Annotated in this window: 32 protein-coding genes; 18 read left to right on the top strand and 14 right to left on the bottom strand. The window is 48.7% G+C overall.

Going from position 1 to position 26,331, the window contains the following annotated elements; genetic code table 11:
- Positions 1-68: 68 nt before the first annotated feature.
- Positions 69-593, bottom strand: a complete 525-nt coding sequence (locus H6859_08115) for a peptide deformylase (protein ID USO05113.1) — start codon at positions 591-593, stop codon at positions 69-71.
- 104 nt (positions 594-697) lie between these two features.
- Between H6859_08115 and H6859_08110 the strand changes: the two genes are divergently transcribed.
- The gene (locus H6859_08110) at positions 698-1,048 is read left to right on the top strand and encodes a hypothetical protein (GenBank protein ID USO05112.1); all 351 of its coding nucleotides are present in this window, start codon (positions 698-700) and stop codon (positions 1,046-1,048) included.
- Positions 1,049-1,331: 283 nt separating this feature from the next.
- Here the strand turns inward: H6859_08110 and H6859_08105 are convergent, their stop codons facing one another.
- Positions 1,332-2,249, bottom strand: coding sequence for an IS1595 family transposase (locus H6859_08105; protein USO05111.1), 918 nt, complete (start codon positions 2,247-2,249; stop codon positions 1,332-1,334).
- A gap of 129 nt (positions 2,250-2,378) precedes the next feature.
- Here H6859_08105 and H6859_08100 point away from each other — a divergent pair, with 129 nt between their 5' ends.
- From H6859_08100 to H6859_08085, 4 genes are all read left to right on the top strand, one after another.
- Positions 2,379-2,606, top strand: coding sequence for a helix-turn-helix domain-containing protein (locus H6859_08100; protein ID USO05110.1), 228 nt, complete (start codon positions 2,379-2,381; stop codon positions 2,604-2,606).
- A 51-nt stretch (positions 2,607-2,657) separates the two neighbouring features.
- Entirely contained in the window at positions 2,658-2,852 is a 195-nt protein-coding gene (locus H6859_08095) for a transposase (protein ID USO05109.1), read from the top strand.
- Between the two features lie 130 nt (positions 2,853-2,982).
- Positions 2,983-3,666: a hypothetical protein gene (locus H6859_08090; protein USO05108.1), complete on the top strand. Its 684-nt coding sequence runs from the start codon at positions 2,983-2,985 to the stop codon at positions 3,664-3,666.
- Entirely contained in the window at positions 3,659-4,228 is a 570-nt protein-coding gene (locus H6859_08085; protein USO05107.1) for a hypothetical protein, read from the top strand. Before H6859_08090 ends, H6859_08085 begins: the two co-directional genes overlap by 8 nt.
- Before the next feature lie 3 nt (positions 4,229-4,231).
- Here the strand turns inward: H6859_08085 and H6859_08080 are convergent, their stop codons facing one another.
- Together H6859_08080 and H6859_08075 are read right to left on the bottom strand one after the other, a co-directional pair.
- Complete coding sequence (locus H6859_08080) at positions 4,232-5,011, bottom strand: hypothetical protein (GenBank protein ID USO05106.1); 780 nt, start codon at positions 5,009-5,011, stop codon at positions 4,232-4,234.
- Between the two features lie 8 nt (positions 5,012-5,019).
- A complete protein-coding gene (locus tag H6859_08075; protein ID USO05105.1) occupies positions 5,020-6,336 on the bottom strand; it encodes a D-alanyl-D-alanine carboxypeptidase in 1,317 nt (438 codons plus the stop codon).
- A gap of 404 nt (positions 6,337-6,740) precedes the next feature.
- On the opposite strand from H6859_08075, the gene H6859_08070 reads away from it, so the two are divergent.
- The 4 genes from H6859_08070 (at position 6,741) to clpA (ending at position 11,244) form a co-directional block, all read left to right on the top strand.
- A complete protein-coding gene (locus H6859_08070; GenBank protein ID USO05104.1) occupies positions 6,741-7,364 on the top strand; it encodes a phasin family protein in 624 nt (207 codons plus the stop codon).
- 180 nt (positions 7,365-7,544) lie between these two features.
- Entirely contained in the window at positions 7,545-7,892 is a 348-nt protein-coding gene (gene clpS, locus H6859_08065) for an ATP-dependent Clp protease adapter ClpS (protein ID USO05103.1), read from the top strand.
- The gene (locus H6859_08060) at positions 7,889-8,914 is read left to right on the top strand and encodes a sel1 repeat family protein (GenBank protein USO05102.1); all 1,026 of its coding nucleotides are present in this window, start codon (positions 7,889-7,891) and stop codon (positions 8,912-8,914) included. The genes clpS and H6859_08060 overlap by 4 nt, the downstream gene beginning before the upstream one ends.
- A gap of 14 nt (positions 8,915-8,928) precedes the next feature.
- Positions 8,929-11,244 carry an ATP-dependent Clp protease ATP-binding subunit ClpA gene (clpA, locus tag H6859_08055; protein USO05101.1) on the top strand — a complete coding sequence of 772 codons (2,316 nt, stop codon included), beginning with the start codon at positions 8,929-8,931 and terminating at the stop codon, positions 11,242-11,244.
- Positions 11,245-11,255: 11 nt separating this feature from the next.
- On the opposite strand, the gene H6859_08050 is transcribed toward clpA, so the two are convergent.
- Positions 11,256-11,912 carry a hypothetical protein gene (locus tag H6859_08050; GenBank protein USO05100.1) on the bottom strand — a complete coding sequence of 219 codons (657 nt, stop codon included), beginning with the start codon at positions 11,910-11,912 and terminating at the stop codon, positions 11,256-11,258.
- 71 nt (positions 11,913-11,983) lie between these two features.
- On the opposite strand from H6859_08050, the gene H6859_08045 reads away from it, so the two are divergent.
- Positions 11,984-12,826 carry a response regulator gene (locus H6859_08045; protein USO05099.1) on the top strand — a complete coding sequence of 281 codons (843 nt, stop codon included), beginning with the start codon at positions 11,984-11,986 and terminating at the stop codon, positions 12,824-12,826.
- Here the strand turns inward: H6859_08045 and H6859_08040 are convergent.
- Positions 12,823-13,293, bottom strand: a complete 471-nt coding sequence (locus tag H6859_08040; protein ID USO05098.1) for a RidA family protein — start codon at positions 13,291-13,293, stop codon at positions 12,823-12,825. The two genes, H6859_08045 and H6859_08040, sit on opposite strands and share 4 nt — an antisense overlap.
- Positions 13,294-13,379: 86 nt before the next feature.
- Between H6859_08040 and H6859_08035 the strand changes: the two genes are divergently transcribed.
- From H6859_08035 to H6859_08025, 3 genes are read left to right on the top strand one after another with little or no spacing between them, the layout of a single operon-like run.
- The gene (locus H6859_08035) at positions 13,380-13,775 is read left to right on the top strand and encodes an NADH:ubiquinone oxidoreductase subunit NDUFA12 (protein USO05097.1); all 396 of its coding nucleotides are present in this window, start codon (positions 13,380-13,382) and stop codon (positions 13,773-13,775) included.
- A 28-nt stretch (positions 13,776-13,803) separates the two neighbouring features.
- Positions 13,804-14,271, top strand: a complete 468-nt coding sequence (gene mlaD, locus H6859_08030) for an outer membrane lipid asymmetry maintenance protein MlaD (GenBank protein USO05096.1) — start codon at positions 13,804-13,806, stop codon at positions 14,269-14,271.
- Positions 14,252-14,788: a DUF2155 domain-containing protein gene (locus H6859_08025; GenBank protein ID USO05095.1), complete on the top strand. Its 537-nt coding sequence runs from the start codon at positions 14,252-14,254 to the stop codon at positions 14,786-14,788. Before mlaD ends, H6859_08025 begins: the two co-directional genes overlap by 20 nt.
- On the opposite strand, the gene H6859_08020 is transcribed toward H6859_08025, so the two are convergent.
- Positions 14,789-15,484 (bottom strand): leucyl/phenylalanyl-tRNA--protein transferase, encoded by a 696-nt coding sequence (locus H6859_08020; protein USO05094.1) that lies wholly within the window; start codon positions 15,482-15,484, stop codon positions 14,789-14,791.
- A gap of 92 nt (positions 15,485-15,576) precedes the next feature.
- Between H6859_08020 and H6859_08015 the strand changes: the two genes are divergently transcribed.
- The gene (locus H6859_08015; GenBank protein ID USO05093.1) at positions 15,577-15,912 is read left to right on the top strand and encodes a hypothetical protein; all 336 of its coding nucleotides are present in this window, start codon (positions 15,577-15,579) and stop codon (positions 15,910-15,912) included.
- Here the strand turns inward: H6859_08015 and accC are convergent.
- The 7 genes from accC to H6859_07980 form a co-directional block, all read right to left on the bottom strand.
- A complete protein-coding gene (accC, locus tag H6859_08010; protein ID USO05092.1) occupies positions 15,909-17,249 on the bottom strand; it encodes an acetyl-CoA carboxylase biotin carboxylase subunit in 1,341 nt (446 codons plus the stop codon). The genes H6859_08015 and accC overlap by 4 nt on opposite strands.
- A gap of 9 nt (positions 17,250-17,258) precedes the next feature.
- Positions 17,259-17,714 carry an acetyl-CoA carboxylase biotin carboxyl carrier protein gene (accB, locus tag H6859_08005; GenBank protein ID USO05091.1) on the bottom strand — a complete coding sequence of 152 codons (456 nt, stop codon included), beginning with the start codon at positions 17,712-17,714 and terminating at the stop codon, positions 17,259-17,261.
- Positions 17,715-17,750: 36 nt separating this feature from the next.
- Positions 17,751-18,194: a type II 3-dehydroquinate dehydratase gene (gene aroQ, locus H6859_08000; protein USO05090.1), complete on the bottom strand. Its 444-nt coding sequence runs from the start codon at positions 18,192-18,194 to the stop codon at positions 17,751-17,753.
- The gene (locus tag H6859_07995) at positions 18,191-18,727 is read right to left on the bottom strand and encodes a copper chaperone PCu(A)C (GenBank protein ID USO05089.1); all 537 of its coding nucleotides are present in this window, start codon (positions 18,725-18,727) and stop codon (positions 18,191-18,193) included. Before H6859_07995 ends, aroQ begins: the two co-directional genes overlap by 4 nt.
- 36 nt (positions 18,728-18,763) lie before the next feature.
- Entirely contained in the window at positions 18,764-19,372 is a 609-nt protein-coding gene (locus H6859_07990) for a thioredoxin domain-containing protein (protein USO05088.1), read from the bottom strand.
- A 22-nt stretch (positions 19,373-19,394) separates the two neighbouring features.
- On the bottom strand, positions 19,395-20,147 hold the full coding sequence (locus H6859_07985) for a DsbA family protein (GenBank protein USO05087.1): 753 nt from the start codon (positions 20,145-20,147) through the stop codon (positions 19,395-19,397).
- A 109-nt stretch (positions 20,148-20,256) separates the two neighbouring features.
- Positions 20,257-21,708 carry a M48 family metalloprotease gene (locus H6859_07980; protein USO05086.1) on the bottom strand — a complete coding sequence of 484 codons (1,452 nt, stop codon included), beginning with the start codon at positions 21,706-21,708 and terminating at the stop codon, positions 20,257-20,259.
- Positions 21,709-21,741: 33 nt separating this feature from the next.
- Between H6859_07980 and H6859_07975 the strand changes: the two genes are divergently transcribed.
- The 4 genes from H6859_07975 to H6859_07960 all read left to right on the top strand — a co-directional run bounded on the left by H6859_07975 (position 21,742) and on the right by H6859_07960 (position 26,266).
- Entirely contained in the window at positions 21,742-22,086 is a 345-nt protein-coding gene (locus H6859_07975; GenBank protein ID USO05085.1) for a hypothetical protein, read from the top strand.
- A 155-nt stretch (positions 22,087-22,241) separates the two neighbouring features.
- On the top strand, positions 22,242-22,907 hold the full coding sequence (locus H6859_07970) for an RlmE family RNA methyltransferase (GenBank protein USO05084.1): 666 nt from the start codon (positions 22,242-22,244) through the stop codon (positions 22,905-22,907).
- Positions 22,908-23,087: 180 nt separating this feature from the next.
- Positions 23,088-24,572, top strand: coding sequence for an IMP dehydrogenase (guaB, locus tag H6859_07965; protein USO05083.1), 1,485 nt, complete (start codon positions 23,088-23,090; stop codon positions 24,570-24,572).
- 395 nt (positions 24,573-24,967) lie between these two features.
- Positions 24,968-26,266, top strand: a complete 1,299-nt coding sequence (locus H6859_07960) for an RsmB/NOP family class I SAM-dependent RNA methyltransferase (GenBank protein USO05082.1) — start codon at positions 24,968-24,970, stop codon at positions 26,264-26,266.
- The last annotated feature ends 65 nt before the right edge of the window (positions 26,267-26,331 follow it).

The following is a 26,331-nucleotide window of genomic DNA, read 5'->3' as shown; positions in this document are numbered from 1 at the left end:
CCAACCGCAAAAAAGACCGACTGGTCGGTATTTCCTGTTCATGCTGCATTATAAAGGGGCATCGCACGCTAAAGAATAGTCTGTTTTTTGAGTTTTTCGACCTTGCGTACGATCATGTTACGCTTGAGCGTAGAGAGATAATCAATAAAAAGCACACCGTTGAGGTGGTCAATTTCATGCTGGACACAATGGGAGAGCAGACCGGAAGCTTCCAACTCGGCTTCTTTGCCATTGTAATCCAGATATTTAACACGGACATGGGCGGGGCGCTGCACTTCCGCATATTGCCGCGGAATTGAAAGGCAGCCTTCCTCCATCGTGCTCATTTCCTCAGATTCCCAGATGATTTCAGGGTTGGCCATGCAGATAGGCGTTTTTTCTTCGCCTTCGTCGGTGCGGGCCAGATCCATGACCAGTACGCGGTTAAGAAGATTGACCTGATTGGCCGCTAGACCAATGCCTGGCGCGGCGTACATGGTGGCGAGCATTGCATCCATTTGCTTTTGGATATCCAGATTGACACAGTTGACGGCCTGAGCAGTTTGTTTGAGCACCGGGTCGGGGATGATGATGATGTCGTACATCTTGGTCATAGAACTGAGGTAATCGGTTTTGCTCGTGCGGTCAAGCTTACAACGTTGCGGTTAACAAGCATTCTTATTTAACTTAGGCATAATGTTTTTCAAATGTAGGAGTATTGCGATGGCGTTATCAAGACGGGCGTTTTTACGGATTGCAGGTGCGGGTGTTTGTGGACTTGGCGCGGGCGGCGCAAGTGCGGGATGGAATATTTATGCGGTCCGTAGGACAGAACACCACGGGTTTACCCGTGGGTATCTATAAAAGCGATGAACAGGTTCAAACTGCCGTCAATAAAGGTATGACGCGCGATCAGGCCCGAAAAGTGCATACAAGCTTTACAATACGTCGAAGCCTTAACCTTGCGGCATTAGGAGCCTTTGTGGGAGCCGTAGCTGGTCCTGACGTCTGGAGTGATTTTGATACTCCGGATGAGCCTGATAACCCTGAATCGCGCCTTGAGGCCTAGGCGCGTTTTTTCTCACGGTTATCATCGGAGATCGGGGCAAGAGGGCGCGGGATTTTTTGAGTTCAAACGCAATGAACACCTCCGCCCCAAGGGGCGAGGTATCACGTCATTGCAAACCGCCAAAGACGGTGAAGCAATCCAGAATTTATCCTTGTGGCACTGGATCGCTTCGCTTCGCTCGCGATGACGATTACGCCGCAAGCGACGAGGAATTAAACCCGAAAGAGATTCAAATAACTCAATCAGCAGATTATAGTAATTCATGCCTATGCAGATGAGTGTCCTACCTACCAGATGTAGTGTTTAGGGCTTTTGCCGGGACCGGCCCGACCTGCAATGCCTGTTCAATCAATCTATAAAAGAGTTTGCCGCGCGAGCAAGATGTTCTGCGGTTGAAACGGAAGGTAAACTCATCAAGATAATAAGGCAAGTGCTCGTGCGATACGGCGCTTTGATGCGTGCCGAGGAGCCATCGTTTCAGAAGCGAGGCGACGAGATGGGCCGCCGGGGTTGCGTCTTGCTCGTTGGCGTTTTTATGGGCACAAGGCTCATGGATGTAGCCATGGTCCGGCAGGACGTTGTAGTCGCGCCAGCCGTACGTGCGGATCGCTGCGCCGGGTTCGACCATTTCAAGCGTGTTTGCTAAGAGCGTTTGCCCGGAAGCATCTGGGATACAGGCCAGCCGGATACGCCCGATGCATCCGTCTACCTCTTCCGCCGCAACCAGAACCTGTGCTTTGCGTGGATCGCTGCGGCCCAGGCGGCCTTCGTGAATGCCGCCGATGAGCGTTTCGTCCATCTCCACGATGCCATGAAGCCGATCGCGACCGGGGCGAACCATGGCCTTGCGCAGTTTGTGAAGCCATTCCCAGGCCGTATGATAGCTCCCAAGCCCCAAAGCTTTATGCAAACCCAACGCGCTCACGCCGTTCTTTTGATTGACCACGTACCAGATCGCCAAAAACCATAAACGAAGAGGTTTGTGCGTCCCCTCAAACAGCGTGCCTGCTGTGACAGACCCCGCATAACGGCAATCCCGGCAGCGGTATAAACCGCCGCTCATCTTCCACGCATCCCGACCCCCGCACCGCTGACAGATATAACCGTCAGGCCAGCGGATAAGGCTCAAATACTCCAGACACGCCGCTTCGTCCGGAAACATATCCATAAAATCCATAATGTCCGCAGGATAACGTGTCATCCATACGAATACTATATCTTGTGGTCAGGTTAGTAAACTGCATAGGCATAAGTAATTTTACTGGCTGAAGTAGCTAAAATACTGATATATAGTAGTTTAAAATATTGATTGGACGAGTTATGTTTTGGGATGCATTATCCGATCACATCTCGTCGCAAGGTTTTAGCGCACATAGAAGAAGGGATGAGCAAGCGCGAGGCTGCCCGTCTTTTCAAGATTTCCCCTCAGACATTATACAATTGGCTCTCTCGTAAGGACCTGCATCTGGCTCTTGCGAAGACCCGGCACCGCAAAAGCAAACAGTGGCTCGCCCCGATCCTGTTCGAAGGCTCATGCAAAGGGACAACCGTCCTGTAGTGAATCAAGGAGCCATTACTGGGAACCCTGACAAAACCAAGCGTCATCGTGATGGATAACACGCCCTTTCATCCGAAAGCAAAGGGCAAAGCCATCCTGGAAGAAAAAGGGCACAAACTCTTGTGCCTGCCCAAATATTCCCCGGACCTCAACCCTATCGAACAATCCTTTGGGGCTATAAAATCCAACTGGAAACATGCCGACAAAAACACAACGCTCGATAAACTTGTGACGTTCAATTGTTAATTTAAATTACTATAATTTATAGACTTCGGCAAAAGCTCTGTACCCGCCTTCACAGAATTGCTAGACTAATCGGCAGTGAATAAGCTTCACACTCACTTTATGATCTATTTTTGAATCAGGATTTTTACTTATGCGCACTGTTGTTGTTTCTTCTATGCTTGTATTGGCTCTTACCGGCTGTAAGCCGGTTTGGGACCCGACCTACATGCCCTCCGGTTATGCCCATCACCAGAAAGCCTATAAGGCTCCACCAGGTCCGGAAGCAGATACTATTGGCTATGAATACTCTGTCGCACAAAATGCGGCCGTACAAAGACAATGGCGCATGGTTGCCAATGACTTAATTCTCCGCGCACAGGCACACGACATGTTGGATGCGCCCGTCTTCTTGACCACAGATATAAAACCTGGCCCGTTTGCCTCGGCCTATGATTTTGCGCTACGTGAGGAACTGCGGGTGGCTGGCGTAATCCTTGCCGCCAACCAGGAAGAAGGCGCAGAGTTATTCTACTCTGCTTATGATCCTGATGAGGAAGGTCCGGCCGAATCACTAACCGGCTATAATGATGAGGCTGCTCACCCGAATAAAGATGGTGATTTCCTTCCGCCTTCAAAAACGTTGAAGTTTATTTTGGCAAAAACGCAAGACGGCATCATCAGCAAAAAAGTTTCCAGCATGCAAGAGGCCCCACTTTATGGCTTTAAACCTGCAGGTTACGCCCCATTGCATGAGCGCCCTCGTGAACTCGCACCGAAGCAATGTAGTCACCATGAAGCACAAGCAACATCGACAGATCCATCGTACAATGACTAAGCAACCCCTTTTATCAAAAAAAGACTGCTTATGTGCGTTAGCGGTGCTTATGCTGGCGTCTGGATGCTCACCAGAAGCGTTGAACACAGCGGCTTATGGTATTTTCCCGCAAGAGCAGACAAACTTTAAAGAGCAGAATTATGCAGCTGCGGATTATCTGATACAACAGGCCCGCACTTTTATTGGCCGGGGCGATTTACTGATTGCAAAACCCTTAAGCGATACGAACCAACCGAGTATGAGCTCAACCATCAGTAAAATGATTCCTGAGCAAATCGGCATTCGCCTGTCTCAACTCGGTTATCGTATGGATTTGTCTGGAGTGGCTACAGGGCCGGACATAAACTATCTCAAACCCTCAATCACGCGCGAAGAAAAACCAGACTTTGTTCTATCCGGAACATATTTACGCCGCCGCATTGAAATGGATGTAAGTTTGCGCATCGTTGATATTAAAGCCGGAAGGGTGGTTGCCTCCTATGATTATATCCTGCCGCTCAATCGTGAAACCGCTGAGCTTTCAAAGCCTCAGCCTAAAATCGTCCGTATGGATAACGAATAGCGATTAGCGTGCTAACAGCACATGGTAAAAGTGATAAGTAGGCCCGATTGCGCATTTTACGCAGGCTTGCGGCGCTGGCACGGCAGCGCCTGTATTGGGATCTTGTGTAAAGGTCGTTTCATCCACGGTGTTAATGGTTGTATAGAACTGCCTTGTATCATTAAATCTCCCCAGCGCACCAATATTCAAACACGCCCCCGGATCGCTGCCCGACGCCGCACTTGCTCCCGTATCCTCCGGTGGTCCCGGCGGATTAGGTAAAGAAAGTGGTTGATCGTTGATTTCATTAATCTTGTTACAAAAAGCCTGTGTAACGTTCGGAAGCACGGCAATCAGTTCCGCGCGGCTTGCCGTACCCATACCCGGAATATGGGTGCCGGCGTAAAATTCCCATGCGCTGCCATCGTTAATACCGCCGGGCGCTGCACGATAACTGGCTCCACCCCCAGAGACATGAAAGACCTGATCCGACGGATCGGCGTCAGCGCTGAGGTCTCCATAATCCGAGTGGGCATCGGGATGCGCAAAGCGCAAATCGGACTCACTTGCGCCGTTTTGCATGATGAAGGTTACTGCGCGCTCAAGCTCTGAGGCGTAACGCTGCACCTCACTGGCACGAATCACAAGCGTTTCGGCATCAATATTAGAGCCTTCCGAACGGTTGCTTGATTGAATGGCCGCTGTAAGCGCGCCGATCAAAACAATTGCCAGCAGAATAATGAACAGCACGTTTCCGGTTTCACTGTAACGCTGTTTAAGAAGAAAAGGGTTTTTAACGATCATGATCAACGCTAGTTTTGTGGAGCGACAGGCAGACAATCGCGGATATAATTACACGCAGCCAAAGCTTCATCTTTTGTGTAGCCGCTCAAACGTGCGCGAAACAACCATCCTTCGGCTGTACGTAAAGGTGCGATGGACGGCTGGGCATTTGAATAAGGATGCGGCAGCGTCTTCAGGATTTTTTGAATCTCTTTATCGGTGGCAGCACGGCTGGTAAAGGCTCCAATTTGCACAGACCATGGCGCGTTGTGATTGGTCAGTATCGGCCGCGCCGCCGCTGTAACGCTTGGCGCTTGATAAGTGCTGCGCGCCGTTCCGGAAGCCGGGGATGCAGAGGCCAAACGAATGCCCGGCATAGCTTCTTGCGCCGCAGCAATCTCTCCGGTGTGGGCCGCAATCGCCATCAGGCCGGTTTCAATGCGCCGGGAATTGGCAGGGTCAATATCACCTTCGCCTATTAATCTCTCAAAACCTTGCTGTAAAGTTGGACTGCTCAAGGCAGCGTAAGCTTGTGCGATAGCCGGTTTGTGAGATGGCAGGGGAACCTGCGCCTTTGCCACGCGGATATTTTCGATTTTGCCAAAGCCCTGATCAAGCAGCTCTTTCATATGCGCATTACGGGTTTTTGAACTCCGCCCGCCAAACACCACGCCGATAATTCGCCGATCGCCACGTACTGCCGAAGCAATTAAGTTAAAGCCGGAAGCTGCAACATAACCTGTTTTCATGCCATCCATGCCGCTGTAAGAATCCATCAGGCGGTTATGATTGCGATAAGTCTTACCGTTATAGGTGAAGTTTTTACGGGAAAAATAGCGGTAATACTCCGGATAAACCTGAATGACGTAGCGTGCCATTTTCGCCATGTCACGCGCTGTACTGACCTGGCGCTCATCATGTAGACCCGAAGCGTTTACAAAAGTCGTGCGTGTCATGCCGATGTCATGCGCCTTTAACGTCATGCGCTGGGCAAAATTGCGCTCTGAACCTGCCAGATGCTCGGCCAAAGCCACCGCCACATCGTTGGCCGATTTTGTTACCAGCGCGTAAATTGCGTCTTTAACCCGGATGCTCGAACCGGGAGACAGCCCCAACTTACTGGGCACCATATTTGCGGCGTGGTTTGAAATCCGTACCCGGTCGTTTAAACTGATACGTCCTTGTTCTAACGCTTCGAAGGTCAACAGCAACGTCATGACTTTTGTCAGTGATGCCGGATGCAAAGATTTATTCGCGTAGCGCTGATGCAAAATCAGCCCCGTATCTGCGTCCATCACGATCGAAGCATATTTTGGATTGCCCTTGGCAAATGCGCTTGTATGCACACTTGCAATCCCCAGGAAAAGTATGACAAGCGTAAATAAAAAAGCGGCGCGCCTAACCGATGCCGAAAAACCGTCAAAATGATTACAGCCTGTATATGCTCTGTTAAATGTCACGTCGTGCCTGCGTTCAAATGAAGAGGTTTTCAAGCCCTATGCCTAAACCTGAAAAGAGTAAAACGTCCAGTGCTGATGATACAGTTTTTTGTGTTCCTTGTCTAATGCAACATGTGGGAAACTTCTTTACCAGCGCCGATAATCTATTTTTGTGCGCTGCAATAAAAAATGTTGACGGATATAAAAAATATATGCTAAAAAATTTTCGTGTTGTGATGCACAATCAGACTTGCAAATTTTGTATTTGCTGTCATACTGCGCTTGCATAAAACAAAGAAGGATAAATTGTTATGGCTGTGAAGAAATCACCTGCGGAAAAGACCGTGTCGAAAAGATCGGCGAAAAAAACTGTGGCAAAAAAAACAACTGTGAAGAAAACAGCCAAAGCCAGCGTAAAGAAAACTGCAGCAAAATCTGCTGCTAAGCCTGCTGTAAAAAAAGTGGCTACAAAAGTTGTAACAAGCCTTCCTAAAATGCCGATGTCCCCGCCTGCTATTACGGGCGCATTGGACCCTTTTAAAGAAATGGAGAAGATCATGACAAAACAACCTTTCCAATTTGACAAAATGGCGCAAGACGCCGCTAATCAAAGCCGTGAGGGCATGGAAGCTTTTGTAAAATCGGGAACGATTTTTGCGAAAGGTTTTGAAGAAATTATCAAAACTGCAGCTTCAATGTCTCAAAACGTTGCAGAAAAACAAGCGGAGTTTGCCAGACAATTGATGAGCTCAAAAACGCTCAACGAATATGCTGAAGCGCAAAATAAAATTGCCCAGGCCAACTTCGATCAGTTCATGTCTGGCGCAACACAAATTTCAGAGATGAGCGTCAAGGTTTTGAACGAAGCGTCCGAGCCTTTGAATGCACAAATGACAAAAGCGATGGCTAAAGCCAATAAACAAATGGCGGCTTAAGCGCTTTAAAAGCTTTTAAAAAGCCCTGCAGATTCTTGCGGGGCTTTTAATTTACCCAAAAACACACATATCTATTCTCAAGCGGGCCTTTTATGATAAAATAATAGCGTATCCATAAACGATATGAAGTGAGTTCTGGCTAAAAATATGATGATTGGCGATAAAGAGATATTTCCACACATGAGTGACGAAGATCCGGCCTACAGCGATTCCGGCGATGATACGCAAGAATCCGATGAAACCGGCCTGATGCTCAAAACCCGGCCCAAGACTAAAAAACCCGCCATGTACAAAGTCTTGCTTTTGAACGATGATTTCACGCCGATGGAATTCGTCGTCCATGTCGTTGAGAAATTCTTCGCCAAAAACCGCGCCGAAGCCACCGAAATCATGCTCCATGTTCACCGCCGCGGCGTCGGCATCTGCGGCGTCTTCACCTACGAAATCGCCGAAACCAAAGTCGCGCAAGTGATGGATTTCGCCCGCGCCAACGAACAACCCCTCCAATGCACGATGGAGAAGGAATGAGATTCTTACATATAAAAATTATTCTCGTTCCATTTGCTCTTCTTTTTATTACTGCTCCTGCAAAAGCAGAATGTCTCGATAAAGACATAAACTATGAAGGAACGATAGAAGTTTTTAGTGCCATGGCTATGGCGCATGATAGTTTTTTATCCTCAAGAACAGATATCGAAAAAAGAGCGCAAGATGGTGATGAAAAAGCACAAGGGATCCTTAATTTTCTTAACGAGGAAATAAATCTGGATGCCGCGCGTGCGGGTGATAACTTTCATAGAATGTGGATTGCCTTTCGGCGTGCTTATGGTGAATTGCTGACAGATGATTTAAACAATCACAAAATGCAGATTGACGATAAAGAAATTTTCAAATGGGTATTACAAGCCGCTGAGAAAGAAGATTATAGAGCTTACCACTTATTAGACTGGTATTACACACAAGGAATCGGAACAGAAAAAAATATTCAGGAAGCTTTCAGATGGCGGCTCAAGCTGGCTGAAGAGGCTGAATGTTATTATAAGATAGACAATGCGTTAGGTCCTCTTGAAGGAAATTTAGCGGAAAATTTTTTGCATGGGACAGGAGGAGCCGAGAAAAATACTAAAGAAGGCATAAAATGGTATGAAAGTGCTGCAAGCCATAATCACAAAGTTGCTCATTTGATGCTGGGTTTCTTGTACCAACTGAGTGGTGAAACCAAAATGGAAGGAAAACCAGTCACAGACCCATATTTCACTAAAAGTGATGTTCCAAAAAATTATAAAAAAGCGATCGAACATTTCACAGCCTATATGACGCTTGATCCCGAAGCAAAGGAATTACATTACATGATCGCTCTAATGTATGAAGCTGGCGGTTATGGTATTGAAAAGGATTTGGCAAAGGCATTTAAGCATATGAAAATTTCTGCCGAAAATGGGAAGTCTGATGCTCAAAAAGCACTTGCACAGTATTACGAGCAAGGCATAGGCATAGAAAAAAATGCCAAAGAAGCTAAAAAATGGCATAAACTGGCAAAAGAAAATTAGAAAAAGCGAAATAAATGCTCTCAAAAAATCTCGAACAAACCCTCCATAAAGCCCTCGCCATCGCCGGGCAGTACCATCATGAATACGCCACGCTGGAACACCTCCTTCACGCGCTGACGGACGATCAGGACGCGATGGCCGTGCTGCGCTCCTGCGGCATTTCGATCCCCGATCTGCGCGATCAGCTCACCGCCTATATCGAAAACGAGCTGACCTATCTCATCAATATGGACGCTGAAGAATCCAAACCCACCACGGCCTTCCAGCGCGTTCTCCAGCGCGCCGCTATTCATGTCCAGTCCTCTGGCCGCGAAGAAGTCACCGGCGCCAACGTGCTCGTCGCCCTGTTTTCCGAGCGCGAAAGTTACGCCGTTTTCTTCCTGCAAGAGCGCGATATGACGCGCTTTGATGCGGTCAACTACATCTCCCACGGCATTGCCAAAGTCCCGACGCAGGGCGATACATCCCGTACACCGCGCGGCACCGACGAAGACAGCATCAAGGAGGTCAAAACCGGGGATGAAGCCCTCGATGCCTATTGCGTGAACCTCAATGAAAAGGCGAAGGACGGCAAAATTGATCCTTTGATTGGCCGCGATAAAGAAGTGGAGCGCACGATCCAGGTTCTGTGCCGGCGTTCTAAAAACAATCCGCTTTATGTTGGCGATCCGGGCGTTGGCAAAACCGCCATCGCCGAAGGCCTCGCCAAAAAGATCATTGAAAAAGACGTACCTGAAGTTCTGCACGATGCCACGATTTTCTCTCTTGATATGGGCGCGTTGCTCGCTGGCACCCGCTACCGCGGCGACTTTGAAGAACGCCTGAAAATGGTTATCAAAGAACTTGAGCAAATCGACGGTGCGGTCCTGTTTATTGATGAAATCCACACCATTATCGGCGCCGGCGCGACCTCCGGCGGGGCGATGGATGCTTCCAACCTCCTTAAACCCGCCCTGTCCAACGGCAGCCTCAAATGCATCGGCTCGACCACCTATAAGGAATACCGCAACCATTTCGAAAAAGACCGCGCGCTCGTGCGCCGCTTTCAGAAAATCGACGTTTATGAACCCTCCGTCGAAGATGCGATTGCGATTCTGATGGGCTTGAAACCCTATTACGAAAAGCACCACGGCGTGGAATATACGGATGAAGCGATTGAAGCGGCGGTAAAGCTTTCCGACAAATATATGGGCGATCGCAAATTGCCCGATAAAGCCATTGATATTATCGACGAGGTCGGCGCGGCGCAGATGCTTGTTCCTGAGGACAAGCGCAAAAAGCTGATCAAACAGGCCGATATAGAAGGCGTTGTTGCAGCCATCGCCCGCATCCCGGCAGCCGCCATGACACAAAGCGACCGCGAATCTCTGCAAAATCTCGAGCGCGACCTTAAAACCATGGTCTATGATCAGGACAAAGCCATCGACATTCTGGTCGATTCCATCAAAATGGCGCGCGCGGGCCTGCGCGAAGATGAAAAACCCATCGGCTCATATCTGTTTTCCGGCCCAACCGGCGTGGGGAAAACCGAGGTTGCGCGCCAGCTTTCCAAAACCATGGGCATAGAATTGATCCGCTTTGACATGTCCGAATATATGGAGCGCCACGCCGTTTCCCGCCTCATCGGCACACCGCCGGGCTATGTCGGCTTTGAACAAGGCGGCCTGCTCACCGATAAAATCGACCAGCACCCGCACTGCGTTCTTCTTTTGGATGAAATTGAAAAGGCCCACCCCGACCTGTTCAACATTTTGCTGCAGGTCATGGATTATGGCAAGCTGACCGACAATAACGGCAAAACCATTGATTTCCGCAATGTTATCCTTATCATGACCACAAATGCGGGCGCCGCTGATATTGCCAGAACGCCGATCGGTTTTGGCCGTGAAATTGGTGATTCCGGCGATGATTACGCCGATAACGAAGCAATCATCAAAACTTTCGCTCCGGAATTTCGTAACCGCCTTGATGCGATTGTACCGTTCAAAAACCTCTCTCATGATACGGTTGAGAAGGTCGTCGATAAATTCATTGCTGCGCTGGAAGGCCAGCTCGCCGATAAAAATATCGAAATTATTCTCACTGATAAAGCACGCAAATATCTGGCCAAAGAAGGTTATGACCCCGCGATGGGCGCGCGGCCCTTAAGCCGCGTCATCCAGGAACAGGTCAAACGGCCTCTGGCCGAAGAAATCCTGTTTGGGAAGCTGGAAAAAGGCGGTCAGGTTAAGGTTGATCTTAAAGGCGACGAACTGACCTTTGCCTATAAAACTGAAAAGTCAAAAACGTCTGAAAACACCGAGGATGAGACAGAAGAGCCTGCCGAATAATCACCGCATCATTACCGCGCGATGAGCACCTGATAGAAAAAGTAATTATCACCGCTATTGACGTAGTCCAAACAGCCTGCTGCAAAACCGGCTGCAAAATCAATAGTTTGAGTAGAAGAATATGTATCGGTAAACTTCGAAAAATCGATCGTTGCATCGTTGCCCAGCGCAGTGATGCCCATTTTATCATTAATGGCATTGCATACGACCAGATTGATATTCGGCAAAATAGCAATCAAATCCGGCGCGGTTGTGCCGATATTATCAACAATATTAGAGCCATTAAACACCCAATCACTGCCGTCACCATATTCTGTTGACGGGGCGATATAAGACAGTCCGCCACCATCAGTGTGAAATAATTTACAGTTATCGCTTGCCACCGGTGTATGCGTATATCCACCAACCGTAGAGTTTTCAAAACTGATGTCTTCGTCTTCACAGCTATTTGAAATGCGCAGCGCTTGCACGGCCTGCCGGTACTGATGTGCAGTTGCTAAAATCTCGTCAGCCAAAACGCTGGCTTTGCGCTCTCCTACGCCCTCCGCATCACCTGTACGTAGCATCTGTGCGACTGTAAAGCTCAGCGCGCCAAACAGCATAACCCCGACCAAAATCAGAAACAGCACGTTGCCCGCTTCTTTTTTTCTATTTGTCTTATAAATCATGACAAACATTGTATCACCTCAAAGGATATTTTTCTCCCCCCCATTTGTTCAAAATATGCTTTAATACGCTCATGAGTGAAGACAGCTTTATAAATGTTCTTATCGCCGAAGATAACGAGGTCAGCCGCGATATGATGACCGGTATTTTGCGTGCGCAGGGCTATAATGTTCTGGGCGCTGTGGATGGCGAAAGCGCGATTAGAGTGGTTGACGACAATCTGGTTGATATAGCGCTGGTTGACATCAATATGGCACCTACCGGCGGTTTTGAATTCATGAAATATGTGATATCCAAGGGGCTGAAAATTCCGGTTGTGATTATTACAGGTGATGATTCTGCGGATCTTTTAACGGAGGCCAGCTCTTTGGGCGTGGCCAAGGTCATCCAAAAACCCGTGCAACCGGATCGTTTGCTTCAAACGGTCCAGCGCATCTTAAAGCGTCAGGGGCTCAATCCCGCGCCATTAGCCGTTGAAGGGCGCGCAACGCGCTACAGCGCTGAAGAGCTGATGGACCAGACAATTGAACTTGCCGCAGACAACGCACGCCGAGGGCGCGGCGGGCCGTATGCGGCATTGGTTGCGACAAAAGAAGGCCAGATTTTAGGCACCGGTGCTAATGGCCGCTCCGCGCGTGTTGATCCGACCGCCCATGCCGAGGTAATGGCCATCCGCAAGGCAGTTGAAAAAACTGGGCGTGATGATTTATCGGACTGTATTCTATATTGCTCATCCCAACCGACCAAAGTCGGAGAAGCGCTGATCGTCAGCGTTGGCATTCAGCAGATCTATTACGGCCTGTCCCATGAAGATACCGGCCAGATCAAGGTCCACAAACAGGCTTCTCAGCCCACCTACAGCCAGCTTTGCCAAAATCAGGCGCTGGAAATGTTTAAAACTGCGAAAAAAGACTAGAACCTAAACAACTCGAAAATCGCATCAATCTCAACCGACACGCCCAGCGGCAAAGATGGCGCGCCTACAGCAAAACGCGCATGTTTGCCTGCTTCCCCCATCACTTTAACCATCAGGTCAGATGCACCGTTAATAACTTTCGGATGATCGTAAAAATTAGGCGTACAATTCACAAACCCGCCCAGCTTGACCAGGCGTTTGACCTTACCCCAATCGCCATCTACAGCCGCATTGGCCTGGGCCAGAATATTCAGCGCGCAAGCCTGAGCTGCTTCCACGCCTTGCTCAACGCTTAAATCTTCGCCCAACCGCCCTTTATGCATCTGCTCACCATTTAAAAACGGAATCTGCCCGGCTATATACAGCATATCGTCATCCGCAACCACGTACGGGACATAGTTGGCCGCCGGTGCCGCTGCTTGCGGCAGTTCAAGGCCAAGTGTTTGTAACTTCTCTTGTAAAATCATATGGGGGGTGTCCTTTTCACTTTTTCGTGATATTAAATTCTATCGAGCTTTTGTAAAGAAAAACACAAGCGGATTATAGGCATATTATGGGACTATTAAGCTTTCTAGGCGTTTTATCGCCCGCGCATATCAACTTCTTTACCATGACATCAGGTGGAGAAAAAGTCGGAAGCGACCAACTCGGCAATATATATTACCGCGCCAAACCGCGCCTTGGCTATAAGCGTGAACGCCGCTGGGTCATGTATAATGGTGTACCTGAGGCTTCAAATGTGCCTCCAGAATGGCATGGCTGGCTGCATTACCAGACCGATGAAATTCCCGAAGAGGGTGCAGAAAGTTTCCGCCGTCCATGGCAAAAACCGCACCAGCCTAACATGACAGGCACTAATCAAGCGTATCGCCCGCCGGGTCATATTCTTGAAGGCGGACAAAGAGACAAGGCCACAGGGGATTATAAACCCTGGATGCCTCCCGAATAGATCGAGTTGAAAAGAAAAGGATAGATGCATGAAACGCTCCGTAGTTGAGACCGCCCTTGGCGCATTGGTTGTGATTGTCGCCGTGAGTTTTCTGATGTTCAGCTATAAACTCTCCAATATCGGCGCGGGCAGCGACGGTTATGAAGTGATTGCCAATTTTGCTGGCATCGGCGGGCTTGCCGCTGGCGATGACGTACAAATCAGCGGGGTAAAAGTCGGCACAATCACCGCTGTAGAACTTGATGAAAAAACCTATCTGGCGCGTGTTCACATCAAAGTTGGAAATGAAGTTAAACTTCCGCTCGATACCGCAGCTTTGATCAGCAGTGAAAGTCTTCTCGGTGGGCGTTATCTAGCGCTGGAACCTGGCGCTGATGAAGAATATCTCGGCCCCGGCGGCGTCATTGAATATACGCAGGCTCCACAAAATCTGGAGCAACTGCTAGGCCAGTTTATTTTCAACCAGCAAGGTGAAAATGCCGCACCTTCACAATAAAGCAGCGCTGTTATTCCTGACCGGAGCAGTGTCACTGTGTGTAGCGGCGCTGCTCATATCATCGAGGGCCGATGCAAAGCCCAGCATTGATTATCCAATTGTTAAACTTCGATCACTTGATAAAATCACCGCCCGCACAGAGGTGTTTGAAGCCAATGTCGGGCGCACGATTAAATTCGGTTCAGTCTATATTAAGGTCCAGGCCTGCCGTAAAGCGCCAGAGCTGGAAAAACCGGAGGCCGCCGCTTTCCTGCAGGTCTGGGATGCTCCACCTGCTGCTGAAGGGGAGGAAACAGAGCCAGAATGGATTTTTAGTGGCTGGATGTTTGCGTCCTCACCGGGGCTCTCGGCTATGGATCATCCTATCTATGATGTCTGGGTACTTGATTGTCTCAAGCTGGAAAATGAACGTGAGCAACCAATGATAGAAGAACCTGAGGCTTTCGATGAAATTCGTGAAGGTGAAGGTGTAGTATCTGAAGAGGCTGCGCCCGATCAGCCGGTAATCGCACAGTAATTAATTTTCGCCGGGCAGATGCTTTTTGCGCATTTCAAAATATTCGTTCACCAGCGTTGCCTCATCCAAGCCCGGCGTATCCGAAAGCGTAAAATCGGTTTGTTTTTTCACCGCCGCGTTCAAATTCTCAATATAATCGCAGTGTGAAACCTCATAGGCGCCAAATTGTAACAAATGATCATTTACAAACTGCGTATCAAATATCAGATAGCCCGCCTTCCAAAGCCGCGCACATAAATGAACCAGTGCAATTTTGCTGGTATTGGACTTGCGGGAAAACATACTTTCTCCAAAAAAGGCGCCGCCAAGGGAAACGCCGTAAACCCCGCCAACAAGCTTCTCATCTTCCCAAACTTCAACGCTATGGGCCATCCCGCGCTTATGCAATGCGCAATAGACTTCTATGATAGGCTCATTGATCCAGGTTTCAGGACGATCTTCCTGTGCCGCTGCACATTCGCGCATAACACGCTCAAACGCTGTATCGATTAATATTTTATACGGACCGTTTCGTTTTATGTTATTAAGAACAGTTTTTTTGAGAGATTTTGAAACATGCAGATCCTCAATCGGCAATTGCCCGCGCTCTTCTGGGCAAATCCAATGCACATACGCACTCTCTCCGCTATAAGCCATCGGGAATAATCCCTGCCTATAAGCTTCAATCAACAATTCCGGCGTCATCACAAGCTGCATAGCGCCATTATAGCAAAAGCACAGCTTTTACAAAATATCTTGACTGCACAAAGAGGGTGATATAGAAAATAAACGTAATTATGAGGATGAATATGTCAAATATAAGAGTTTTCACTTTAGTAGCTATAGCCGGGGGTTCAGCATTAATCAGTGGCTGTGTGGATGATGGGACGCCTGTAAGCCGTCAATGTCCACCGGAAAGCGAAAAACAGTTCCTGTTTACCTTTGTTGATAACAGTGATGCGTCGAACGTCAATCCGGATCGCCTGGAAGTCACACCAATGAGCGGCAAGGAGAAGGGGCTTCCTCATATTTTTAACACGCAAAACATGGATGTAATGAAGGTACAAGCAGTATCGGAGAAACTTTGTGCTGGGCGTTTAAAGCTAGAAGATGTTAATCCCGCAGACCTGGCAGCCGATCTTTAGCGATCTTTAAGCTGCTCTTCCAACCAGTGAATCGTATAATCGCCGCTCAGAAAAGCATCTTGCCGTAAAATCCAGTCATGCAGCGGCAGGGTCGTTTTAATCCCGCTAACAATGGTTTCATGGATTGCTCGTTTCATGCGCCGGATGCATTCCTCGCGATTCCGCCCATGAACAATCAGCTTGCCAATCATCGAATCATAATAAGGCGGGATCGTATAGCCATTATAGATAGCGCTATCAAAGCGTACACCAAGGCCTCCAGCAGCATGAAACTGAGTGATCGTACCAGGGCAGGGGGTAAAATTATCAGGATCTTCCGCATTAATGCGAATCTCCATCGCGTGGCCACGCAGGCGCAAACGCTCTTTTTTCACCGTCAAAGGCTCCCCGGCGGCAACCCGAATCTGCTCGGCTATCAAGTCAATTCCTGTGATCATCTCAGTCACCGGGTGTTCAACCTGAATTCGTGTATTCATTTCCATGAAATAAAATTTGCCGTCTTCATACAAAAACTCAATTGTTCCGGCACCCCGATAACCCATCGCTCTGATAGTATCAGCTGCCAGACAGCCAATTTCATCACGCAGATCTCCCGATAAGATCGGCGATGGTGCCTCTTCAATCAGCTTTTGGTGGCGGCGCTGGATTGAACAGTCTCGCTCACCCAGATGAATGGCGTTACCATGCGTATCTCCAAAAACCTGAATTTCAATATGGCGCGGATTACCAAGGAATTTTTCGATATAAACCGTATCATCACCGAAATTGGCTTTAGCTTCGCTACGAGCTCGAACAAAGCGTTCTTCAAAATCATCCGGATCGGATACGACCTGCATCCCTTTTCCACCGCCACCGGAAGCCGCCTTGATAATCACCGGAAAGCCCATATTCTTGGCAATTTTCAGGCCTTCTTCCGGCGTATCTACCCCGCCATCAGAGCCCGGAACAACCGGAAGTCCAAGCGCTGCGACCGTTTGTTTGGCCGTAACCTTGTCGCCCATTTGCTCAATATGTTCGGGCGTTGGCCCGATAAAGGCAAAGCCGTGTTCTTCAACCATTCGTGCAAATTGCGCGTTTTCAGAAAGGAACCCATACCCCGGATGAACCGCATCCGCGCCCGTCAATGCAGCGGCGCTCAGGATTGCTGGGATATTCAAATAGCTGTCTTTACTCTGCGCAGGTCCGATACACACTGATTCATCAGCTAGCCGCACTGCCATCGAACTGGCATCGGCAGTGGAATGCACAGCCACAGTTTTAATGCCCATTTCTTTACAGGCCCGGATGATCCGAAGGGCGATTTCACCGCGATTGGCTATGAGGATTTTTTTAAACATGAAAAAAGCTTACTCAACAACCATAAGAACATCGCCAAACTCAACTGGCTGACCGTTTTCAATCAAGATTTGTGTTACGATTCCGCCTTTTTCAGCCTTAATAGGGTTCATAACTTTCATGGCCTCTATAATCAGCAAGGTATCGCCGGCTTTCACATTGTCTCCCTTTTGAACAAAGGAGGGTGCGCCGGGCTCGCCCTGCAGATAGGCCGTTCCAACCATTGGCGAAGTTACAGCTCCCGGATGAGTGTGTGCTGTCGTATCAGGAGCACTGGTATTCGCTTGCTGAGGAACAGCAGGGTCAGAAGGCATAGATACAGCCGGAGCGCTTGCAGCGGCAACAACTGTACCGCCGCCCTTGCTCACACGAATGGCTTTATCACCATCAGCCACTTCAATTTCGTTCAGGCCTGTTTCTTCCAGCAAATCAGCCAGTTGTTTAATCGCTTTAGAATCAATTTTCATGGGCTTACATATTGTTGTTTTTCAATAAATTCCTGCTTACAAGAGTTCTTTGAGCTTTTCAAGGGCTAGTAAATATCCCTTTGCTCCTTCTCCGGCGATTACTTCGTCTGCAAGTGGCTCTATATAAGAGTTATGACGAAATTCTTCGCGGTTTTTAGGATTGGATAAATGTACCTCAATGATAGGAATATCCAAAATCTTGAGCGCGTCATGTATGGCAATCGATGTATGGGTATAAGCGGCCGCATTGATTACCAGAGCGTCAAAATCGCCTTTTTTACGAGGATGTGCATCTTGAATCCACTCAACAAGAACACCTTCATGGTTAGACTGACGAAAATCAATCTCCATATCCAGCCCCTGGGCCTTTTCGAGGCACAGACTCTTGATGTCATCCAGCGTTTGATCACCATAAATATCAGGCTCACGCAGGCCTAACATATTCAGATTGGGACCGTTCAGGATCAGGATTTTTTTCAAGGTGCAGTCTCCGGCATTTGAGCAGCGTCCGTGACGCTCTCAACAGCCTCTTCATTATGCTCACTATGAGCCTTTGGCTTGTCCATAGTCTCGCCGGGCGCTTTAACCTCTACAGTGAAGGTCAGGCCTGCACCATGTTCATCCATCACGGTAACAGGGAAGCTCCCACCCACAATTAAAGGCGCTTTCAACCCCATCAGCATGATGTGGTGCCCCATCGGCTCCAGCCTAACACTTGCGCCCGCAGGAACGTCATAACCATCAACTTCGCGCATCATCATCATATCACCATCCATGAGGTGCGTATGCAGCTCCACACGTTCAGAAACATCAGCCTTCGCGCTGGTGATTTTGAGATCATCCTCAGTAATATTAGAAAACTCAACAAAGACAGCGCCATTTTGTTGCACAGGGCTGGTGGCGTAAGCATAAGCATTTTGTGCACTGACGCCCAAGACCAAGTCATCAGCTTGCACAGTGTTTGCAGATAGGCCTAATAAAACACAACCAAAAGTCAGTAATAAAGTTTTCATGATGTGTCCTTACTTTTGTAAAATTATTTACAAAAGTTATAATCCTCTTGCCTGATTAAACAAGCCCAGAATGGTATCGCTGGTCACACCTTCTTCGTTGGGCGTGTACAAGACGTCGCCATTCAACAGGAGTGTAGGAACACCACGGGCCCCCAATTTTTCAAGACTTACAAGATTATTATCAATTTCATCATCGATTTCCGGGTCTTTCATGCCTTCTTTCAGCTGCGCAAGATCCAAGTTTAACGCGGCGGCGAAATTCTCGATATAGGCATCGTCAACAACGCGGTAATTCTCAATAAGATGCTTATGCGCTTCTAAAAATTTGCCTTGCTTACCTGCAGACAAAGCCAAACGTGCCACGGTTTTTCCTTTGTCTGTCATATCAGAAGGGATAGGGCGTAATACAAGGCGCACAGCGCCGTCACGCTCAACTGCTCGCATAAGGGCAGGTTGAAACTCCCGACAAGACGGGCAGGTATAATCAAAAAACTCAACCACGCTCATATCCGCTTGCGGCGATGTAATAACATTACCTTCATATCCCTTTTGTACCGCAGATTTGAGCATGACAAACGAAACCGTGCTATACGCCATATAGGCGCATAGCAAAGCAATGATCCCGATAAAGATTCTAAAAATCATGAAGATCTACCAACCCGGATTATTATTTATTTTTCTCGCGCTCGGCGTTAATCGCTGATTTCAAGCCATCCTCACCGACATATCCGGGAATAAAGGTTTTACCGACGATAAAAGCAGGCGTACCACTTACACCGATTTCACGGCCAACTTCTGTAACTTTGTCGAGTTCTTTTTGAAGCTCTTCGCTATCAATATCCTTTTTCATCTGCTCAACATCCAGTCCCAAATTTCTGGCCAGCTTTTCAAGCTCGGCTTCTTCTTTTGGACCCTTATGCTCCATCAACGCAACATGGTAATCAAAGTACTTACCCTGTTTATGCGCGGCCAGTGCCCAAAGCGCCGCTGTTTTAGATGTGGGCCCGAGAATTGGCATATCCTTAAATACAACGCGCAAATTCGCGTCATCTTTAATGGCCGCTTGAATATCCGGCAAAGCGCGTTTGCAGTATCCGCAATTATAATCAAAGAATTCAATCACCGTCACATCTGCGTCTGGATTGCCGATAGAAGGAGCTTCGGCGCGAGTCAAATACGCGATATTTTCCTCAATTTTAACCTCGGCATTTTTCTGCGCTTCTTCTTCTTGCTTTGCGCGTCCGGCTTCAATCGCTTCGAAAATCACATTCGGGTTTTCCATCAAATAATCTTTGATGATCGCGCCCATCGCGTCTTTTTGCGCATCGCTAAAAGCCGCCTCTTCAGCACCAGCCGCACCGCTTGCTAATATCGTCAGCGCGCTAAAAGCCAGCGCGGTCTTGTGAAATGTGAATCTCATAAAAAATCTCTCCCAAAAGTTGATTAAACCAGCAAAGGGCATTGTACCTTACCACATGGATATTAAAAGGAAATTCGTTTGGAATGACCTAAATGTTACAATTTTTAAATCAATTCATTTGTTGTTCTAAAAGCGCGATATGATTGAGTACATCTTTGGTTTTAATCCATTCAGAGCTACCGGCACGAAAGTCTTTTAATGCACTTTCGGCCTGCGCTTTGGCATAGGGCAAGCGTTGTTGTAACACTGCTTCCTCAGCCAGATGCAATTTCGCCAGACTTTCGCGCCCTGAGCGCCCATACGCTGTAGCCAACAGGCGGTGTACGCGCGTTGAACGTTTCTCTTTGATCAAAGCACGCTCAAGGTGACGGATGGCCTCTTCAACCTGCGCCCGATTATCTTCATCCTGCAGCAAGGCATGGGCCAGTGCAATGCGCAGCAAAGGTCCCTCAGGCATCAGCTCAACCGCCTTGCGGTAAGCGGGCAGGGCTTCTTCAACGCGGCTAAAATCCACCAGCATTTGCCCTTTTAACTCATAAAAATACGCATTGTGCGGTTCATCGTGCAAAAGTTCGTCAATGCCGCGCAAGGCTGTGGGAATATCATTCCGTCGATAGGCCGCAATGGTTCTGGCATAGCGTGCCGGGATTGATGTATCCTCTTTTGGATAGGCCCAGGCTGTTTGCTCAGGATTTATAAAACCAATGAGCTTGGCCTTCATCCGCGCATGCTGGTCCTGCCAGCGCGCGGTGGGCGCTTGATCTTTGAGAGGGCTTTTGGCAATTAGTGCGTCCATGGCCTCAATCCGGTTGCGGGTAATCGGGTGGGTGCGAACATATTCGCTTTGTTGCGTTGCCGGTAAAAGCTCCTGATCCTGCAATTTTTTGAAAAAGCTCGACAGCCCCGAAGGGTTAAGCTGCGCGCGGGTAATATAGCTAAAAGCCGCTTGATCCGCACTTGCTTCATTGATCCGGCTATGGGCTAAAAACCGCCGCCCGGCGATATTCTGGCTGCCTGTAATAATTGCACTGGCTGCTGCGCCGTTACCGGTCGCAATCGCTGCGCCAAGCCCCAAAACCGCGCCCAAAATACTCTCATAACTTGCACGCTCAAGCGCATCTTGCGTAGTGATCAAATGTCCACCAGCAATATGGCCCATCTCGTGGGCGAGAACGCCAATGACTTCTTCCGGCCCATCGGTTTTCTTAATCAATCCGGTATAAAAGAAAATATTCGCCCCGCCGGCAACAAACGCGTTGACCTGATCACTTTGTACCAAAATGATCCGCACATTATCCGGCCCTATTTCCGAAGCTTTCAGCAAAGGCGTAGTCCACTCGCTGAAAATCGCCTCAATCTCCGTATCACGAATAATCGGCGGCAAGCCCGCTTGTGCATTGGGTAAAGCAGGAAAAATAAAGACAAAGATGACGGTCATTGCGAGGAGGCAAAGCCGACGACGCAATCCAGGGATTTTAGCAATTATGGCTGGATTGCTTCGCCGCGCTCGCAATGACAGCGAAGAATACATTTTGATGTTTCTATATTTTTCCCGCATCATGGCTCCATAATGAATGCAATAATGAAATAAGTCATGAGTTTTATTCTTCAATATATTGATCTGCTCTGGTTGCCGCTTGGTTTGCTTGCGATGCATAAACAGCACCGTTGCTGGGCTATCGGGTTTTTTATCGGCTGCATGCTGATGATGCGTTTGCAGGCTGAACTTATGGTCTCGACCGGCTATGATAACGGCTTTTTGGGGCTGTTTGAAATGGGTGCTCACAGGCGCGGCCAAATCACTTACAGCATTTTTTATGTGATTTATATCGCGTTGGCGGTATATTCTCCCGGCACCAAAGGGCCGATTTTCATGGCGGCTTCGATTTCTATATTTTTTGCTGCCTTGTTTACCTCAATGATTGTGATGCTAATATAACAGGAAAACCATGAGCCGTAATAAAGCCAAAGAAAGAGTCAAAAGCGCCCGCGAAGCAAACCGCAGGTTTGTTCGCATACCTAAGAAAGCAGCAAACCGCAGGTTTGTTCGCATACTTTAAAATCTGTAAAACAAAAAAGCGAAGTTTAAGTGTTGTGAGTAGAAATAAAGCCAAAGAAAGAGTCAAAAGCGCTAAGGGACGCAAAAGCGGCTCAACACGTTGGTTAAAACGCCAATTAAACGACCCTTACGTCAATCGCGCACAAAAAGATGGTTATCGTGGCCGCGCGGCATATAAGCTTTTGGAAATGAACGAAAAACTGGATTTTCTTAAACCCGGTCAGGTTATTGTTGACCTTGGTGCAGCTCCTGGAGGCTGGTGTCAGGTAGCGACTGCCAAAGGCGCAAAAGTCATCGCGATCGACCTGCTGGAAATGGATGAACTGGCCGATGTCGATTTTATCCAGATGGATTTCATGGACGACGATGCTCCGGACCGGCTCAAAGACATGATTTCAAAATACAACTCCGATGGTTTGGCTGATCTCGTCCTGTCCGATATGGCCCCCAACACCACTGGCCATAAACAAACCGATCACCTCAAAATTATGGCCGTGGTCGAAGCGGCTTCTTATTTCGCTGCCGAAGTGCTCAAACCGGGCGGAACATTCGTCGCCAAAGTCCGGCAGGGCGGCGCGCAAAACACGCTGCTGGCAGAGATGAAAAAGGACTTCGAAACGATCAAACACATGAAACCGCCTGCCAGCCGCAAGGAATCTTCAGAGCAATATCTTATAGCTCAAGGCTTTCGGGGGTGTTAGAACCTACCGGATCAAAATCAATTTTCCACGATAGCGCAGCATCATTATCCTGATTGTCAATCTTCTGATAAGATCAAAACATCTTTACATCTTTGATTTTTCCGCTATAACTCACTTGCAAATCGAAGTCTTCGCGAAAGGCGGGGATCTCCGCCCACAATAAGTGCGAGGAATTTGCAAATGGTTAAAATTAAAGATCCCACCAAAATTCGTGAAGCCCTGACGTTCGACGACGTGCTGCTCGTCCCGGGTGCCTCGGAAGTGCAGCCCAATGAAGTCAAAACGGCCACGCAACTTACCCAGACCATTATTTTAAATATTCCCATTCTTTCTGCCGCGATGGACACGGTCAGCGAACACCAAATGGCGATTGCCATGGCGCAAAATGGTGGTCTCGGCATCATCCACCGCAACATGGAAATCGAAGCGCAGGTGGGTGAGGTGCGCAAAGTTAAACGCTTTGAATCCGGCATGGTTGTTGATCCCATAACGATTTCCCCGGATGCAACGCTTGAAGATGCGCTGCTATTGATGCAGCAAAACAACATCTCCGGCATTCCCGTCACCGAAACATCTGGGCGTCTGGTTGGTATTCTGACCAACCGCGACGTACGTTTTGCCGAAAACCCGTTCCAACCCGTGCGTGAGTTGATGACCGCCGATAATCTTGTCAAAGCCTACAACACCGTCGATAAAGACGAAGCCAAAAAACTTTTACACAAACACCGTATTGAAAAACTTCTCATTGTCGATGATGCAGAAAAATGTATCGGGTTGGTGACAGTCAAAGACATTGAAAAATCAACGGCCTTCCCGCATGCCACTAAAGACACCCATGATCGCCTGCGCGCGGGCGCGGCTGTCGGCACGGGCCCTGTCAACGGCGTGGAGCGCGCCGCCGCACTGGCCGCCGCCGGCCTTGATCTGGTTGTTGTTGATACCGCTCACGGCCATTCCCGCGCTGTGCTCGATACCGTTGCGCAAATTCGGGCCGATAATCCCGATCTGCAAATCATGGCCGGAAATGTGGCCACCGGCGATGCCGCGCTGGCCCTTATCAAAGCAGGTGCGAATGCCATCAAGGTCGGCATCGGGCCGGGTTCGATCTGCACCACCCGCGTTGTCGCGGGTGTTGGCGTGCCGCAACTCACCGCGATCATGGATGTGGTGAAAGCAGCGTCCAAGAAAAATATTCCCGTTATCGCTGACGGCGGCATCAAATATTCCGGCGATTTTGCTAAGGCGATTGCCGCCGGCGCCGACGCCGCGATGATGGGCGGCGTCTTTGCCGGAACGGATGAGGCACCCGGCGAAGTCATCCTCTATCAAGGCCGCTCTTATAAATCCTACCGCGGCATGGGCAGCGTCGGAGCGATGGTCAAAGGCTCGGCTGATCGCTATTTTCAGGCGGGCGTTACTCAATCGAATAAGTTGGTGCCCGAAGGGATCGAAGGCCGCGTCCCTTACAAAGGTCCGGTCGGCACCGTCATTCACCAGATGGTTGGGGGCTTACGCGCGTCCATGGGCTATACAGGCTGCGCAACCGTGGCTGAAATGAAAGAAAAGGCGGAATTCGTCCGCATGACCAGTGCAGGACATAAAGAATCCCACGTCCATGACGTAACCATCACCCGCGAAGCGCCCAATTACCGAACTGAGAGTTAGAAAACCCTTTCCACTTTTAAAGCGTAAGGGGCTGGGGCTTAGAGAGAATTTAAAAGCCTTAAATCGATTTAATCATGCAGGATCGGGTTAGGGATGTGAATACCTTACGTAACCAAAACTTCACGCATTAAACGGTCCATGTCCTGACGGCCATACACCAGCGCATCACCAATTTTCAAAGGCGGTCTATGTGGTTTTGTATATTTCATTGCTTTTCTCCTGTGTCATCTTTGTCTTGTGGCTAATGCACCCTCGATCACAAAATTGCTTGCAATAGAATTTGTTTGTTGTGTTCGGACATCTGTTCGATTTCCTTTTATCACAGGTTACAAACCCGGTGCAAAATTAGAAAAAAACTGCTGTGAATCCAATATCTTCGCGTGTATAAAGCGACCATGAAACCCGCATCCAGAATCCAGGCTACCATTGATGTGCTTGAAAAAATCGCTGCCAACACCCGCGTTCCGATGGATTCTGTAATTGGCGATTATATGCGTGTACGCCGTTATATTGGTTCGAAAGACCGCAGCGAAATTGCCGAACGCATCTATAACATAGCCCGCTGCCATGCCCGCCTTGGCTGGTGGCTGGAGAAATTCTCCGCCGAAGATACGCCGCGTAACCGGGTTTTGCTCTGGTTGATGACGGCCGAGGGCGTCGATGAAAAACGCCTTAAAGATCTCTTCGACGCATCCAAGTATGCTCCTGACGAATTGTCCCCCCAAGAAACAAATTATGTGAAATTAATAAAAGAGGGCAAATATATCGGCGGCGGGATTGATCATTACGACATGCCGGTTGAAATCAAAGTCGAGTGTCCACCACTTTATGAAGATAAGCTCAAAGCCTATTTCGGCGATTCGTTTGAAAGTGAAATGTCTGCGATGCTCCAGCCCGCGACGCTGGATCTGCGTGTAAACACCTATTTGGCGCCACGTGAAAAAGTCATCAATTACCTCGAAGCTGACGGGGTTAAAACAAAAGAAACCGCGCTTTCTCCATGGGGGTTGCGCTGCGAGAGCAAGGCCTATCTTGCCAAAACCAAAGCCTTTGGCAAAGGGTGGATTGAAATTCAGGACGAAGGCTCACAAGCCATCGCCACTATGTGCGATGTTAAACCGGGAATGCAGGTGCTTGATTATTGCGCGGGTGCAGGCGGCAAGACTCTTGCGCTGGGCGCTGCGATGCAGCGCAAGGGACGTATTGTTGCTATGGATAACGACGAACGACGTCTTAAAAAAGGACGTGATCGTTATAAAAAAGCGCAAATCGCCGACATTATCGAGATCCGCTGCATCGAAGATGAAAAAAACCGCAAATGGCTCAAACGGCAAAAAGGCAAATTTGATGTCGTGTTAACGGACGTGCCTTGCACCGGCACGGGCACATGGCGGCGCAACCCGGATATGCGCTGGCGCGTTTTTGGCCCAAGCCTGGAAGAACTCACTGAAATTCAAGCCGAAATCCTGGGCAAAGTCGCTCCCCTTGTTAAACAAGGTGGGCGACTGGTTTATGCAACGTGCTCACTGCTTCCCGACGAAAATGAGGTGCAAATTGAAAAATTTCTAAAAAGTCATGAAGACTTTGAAATTGTTCCTGTTCCAGAAAATTTGGGCAGCCCCTTCATGCGCTTAACCCCCCACCGCCACGGCACAGACGGGTTTTTCACTGCGATCTTACACCGTCGCGTATAAAAAAAACGCCTCTGGAAATTGTAGAGGGACACTTGCCGGTAAGTGTCCCCAGTGGTTTGTGGTGT

The sequence above is a fragment of the Rhodospirillales bacterium genome (genome assembly GCA_023898785.1).
In the GTDB taxonomy this organism is placed as follows: domain Bacteria; phylum Pseudomonadota; class Alphaproteobacteria; order Micavibrionales; family Micavibrionaceae; genus TMED27.
Note: the sequence above shows the minus strand (reverse complement) of the source record. Positions and strands in the feature narration are given on the sequence as shown.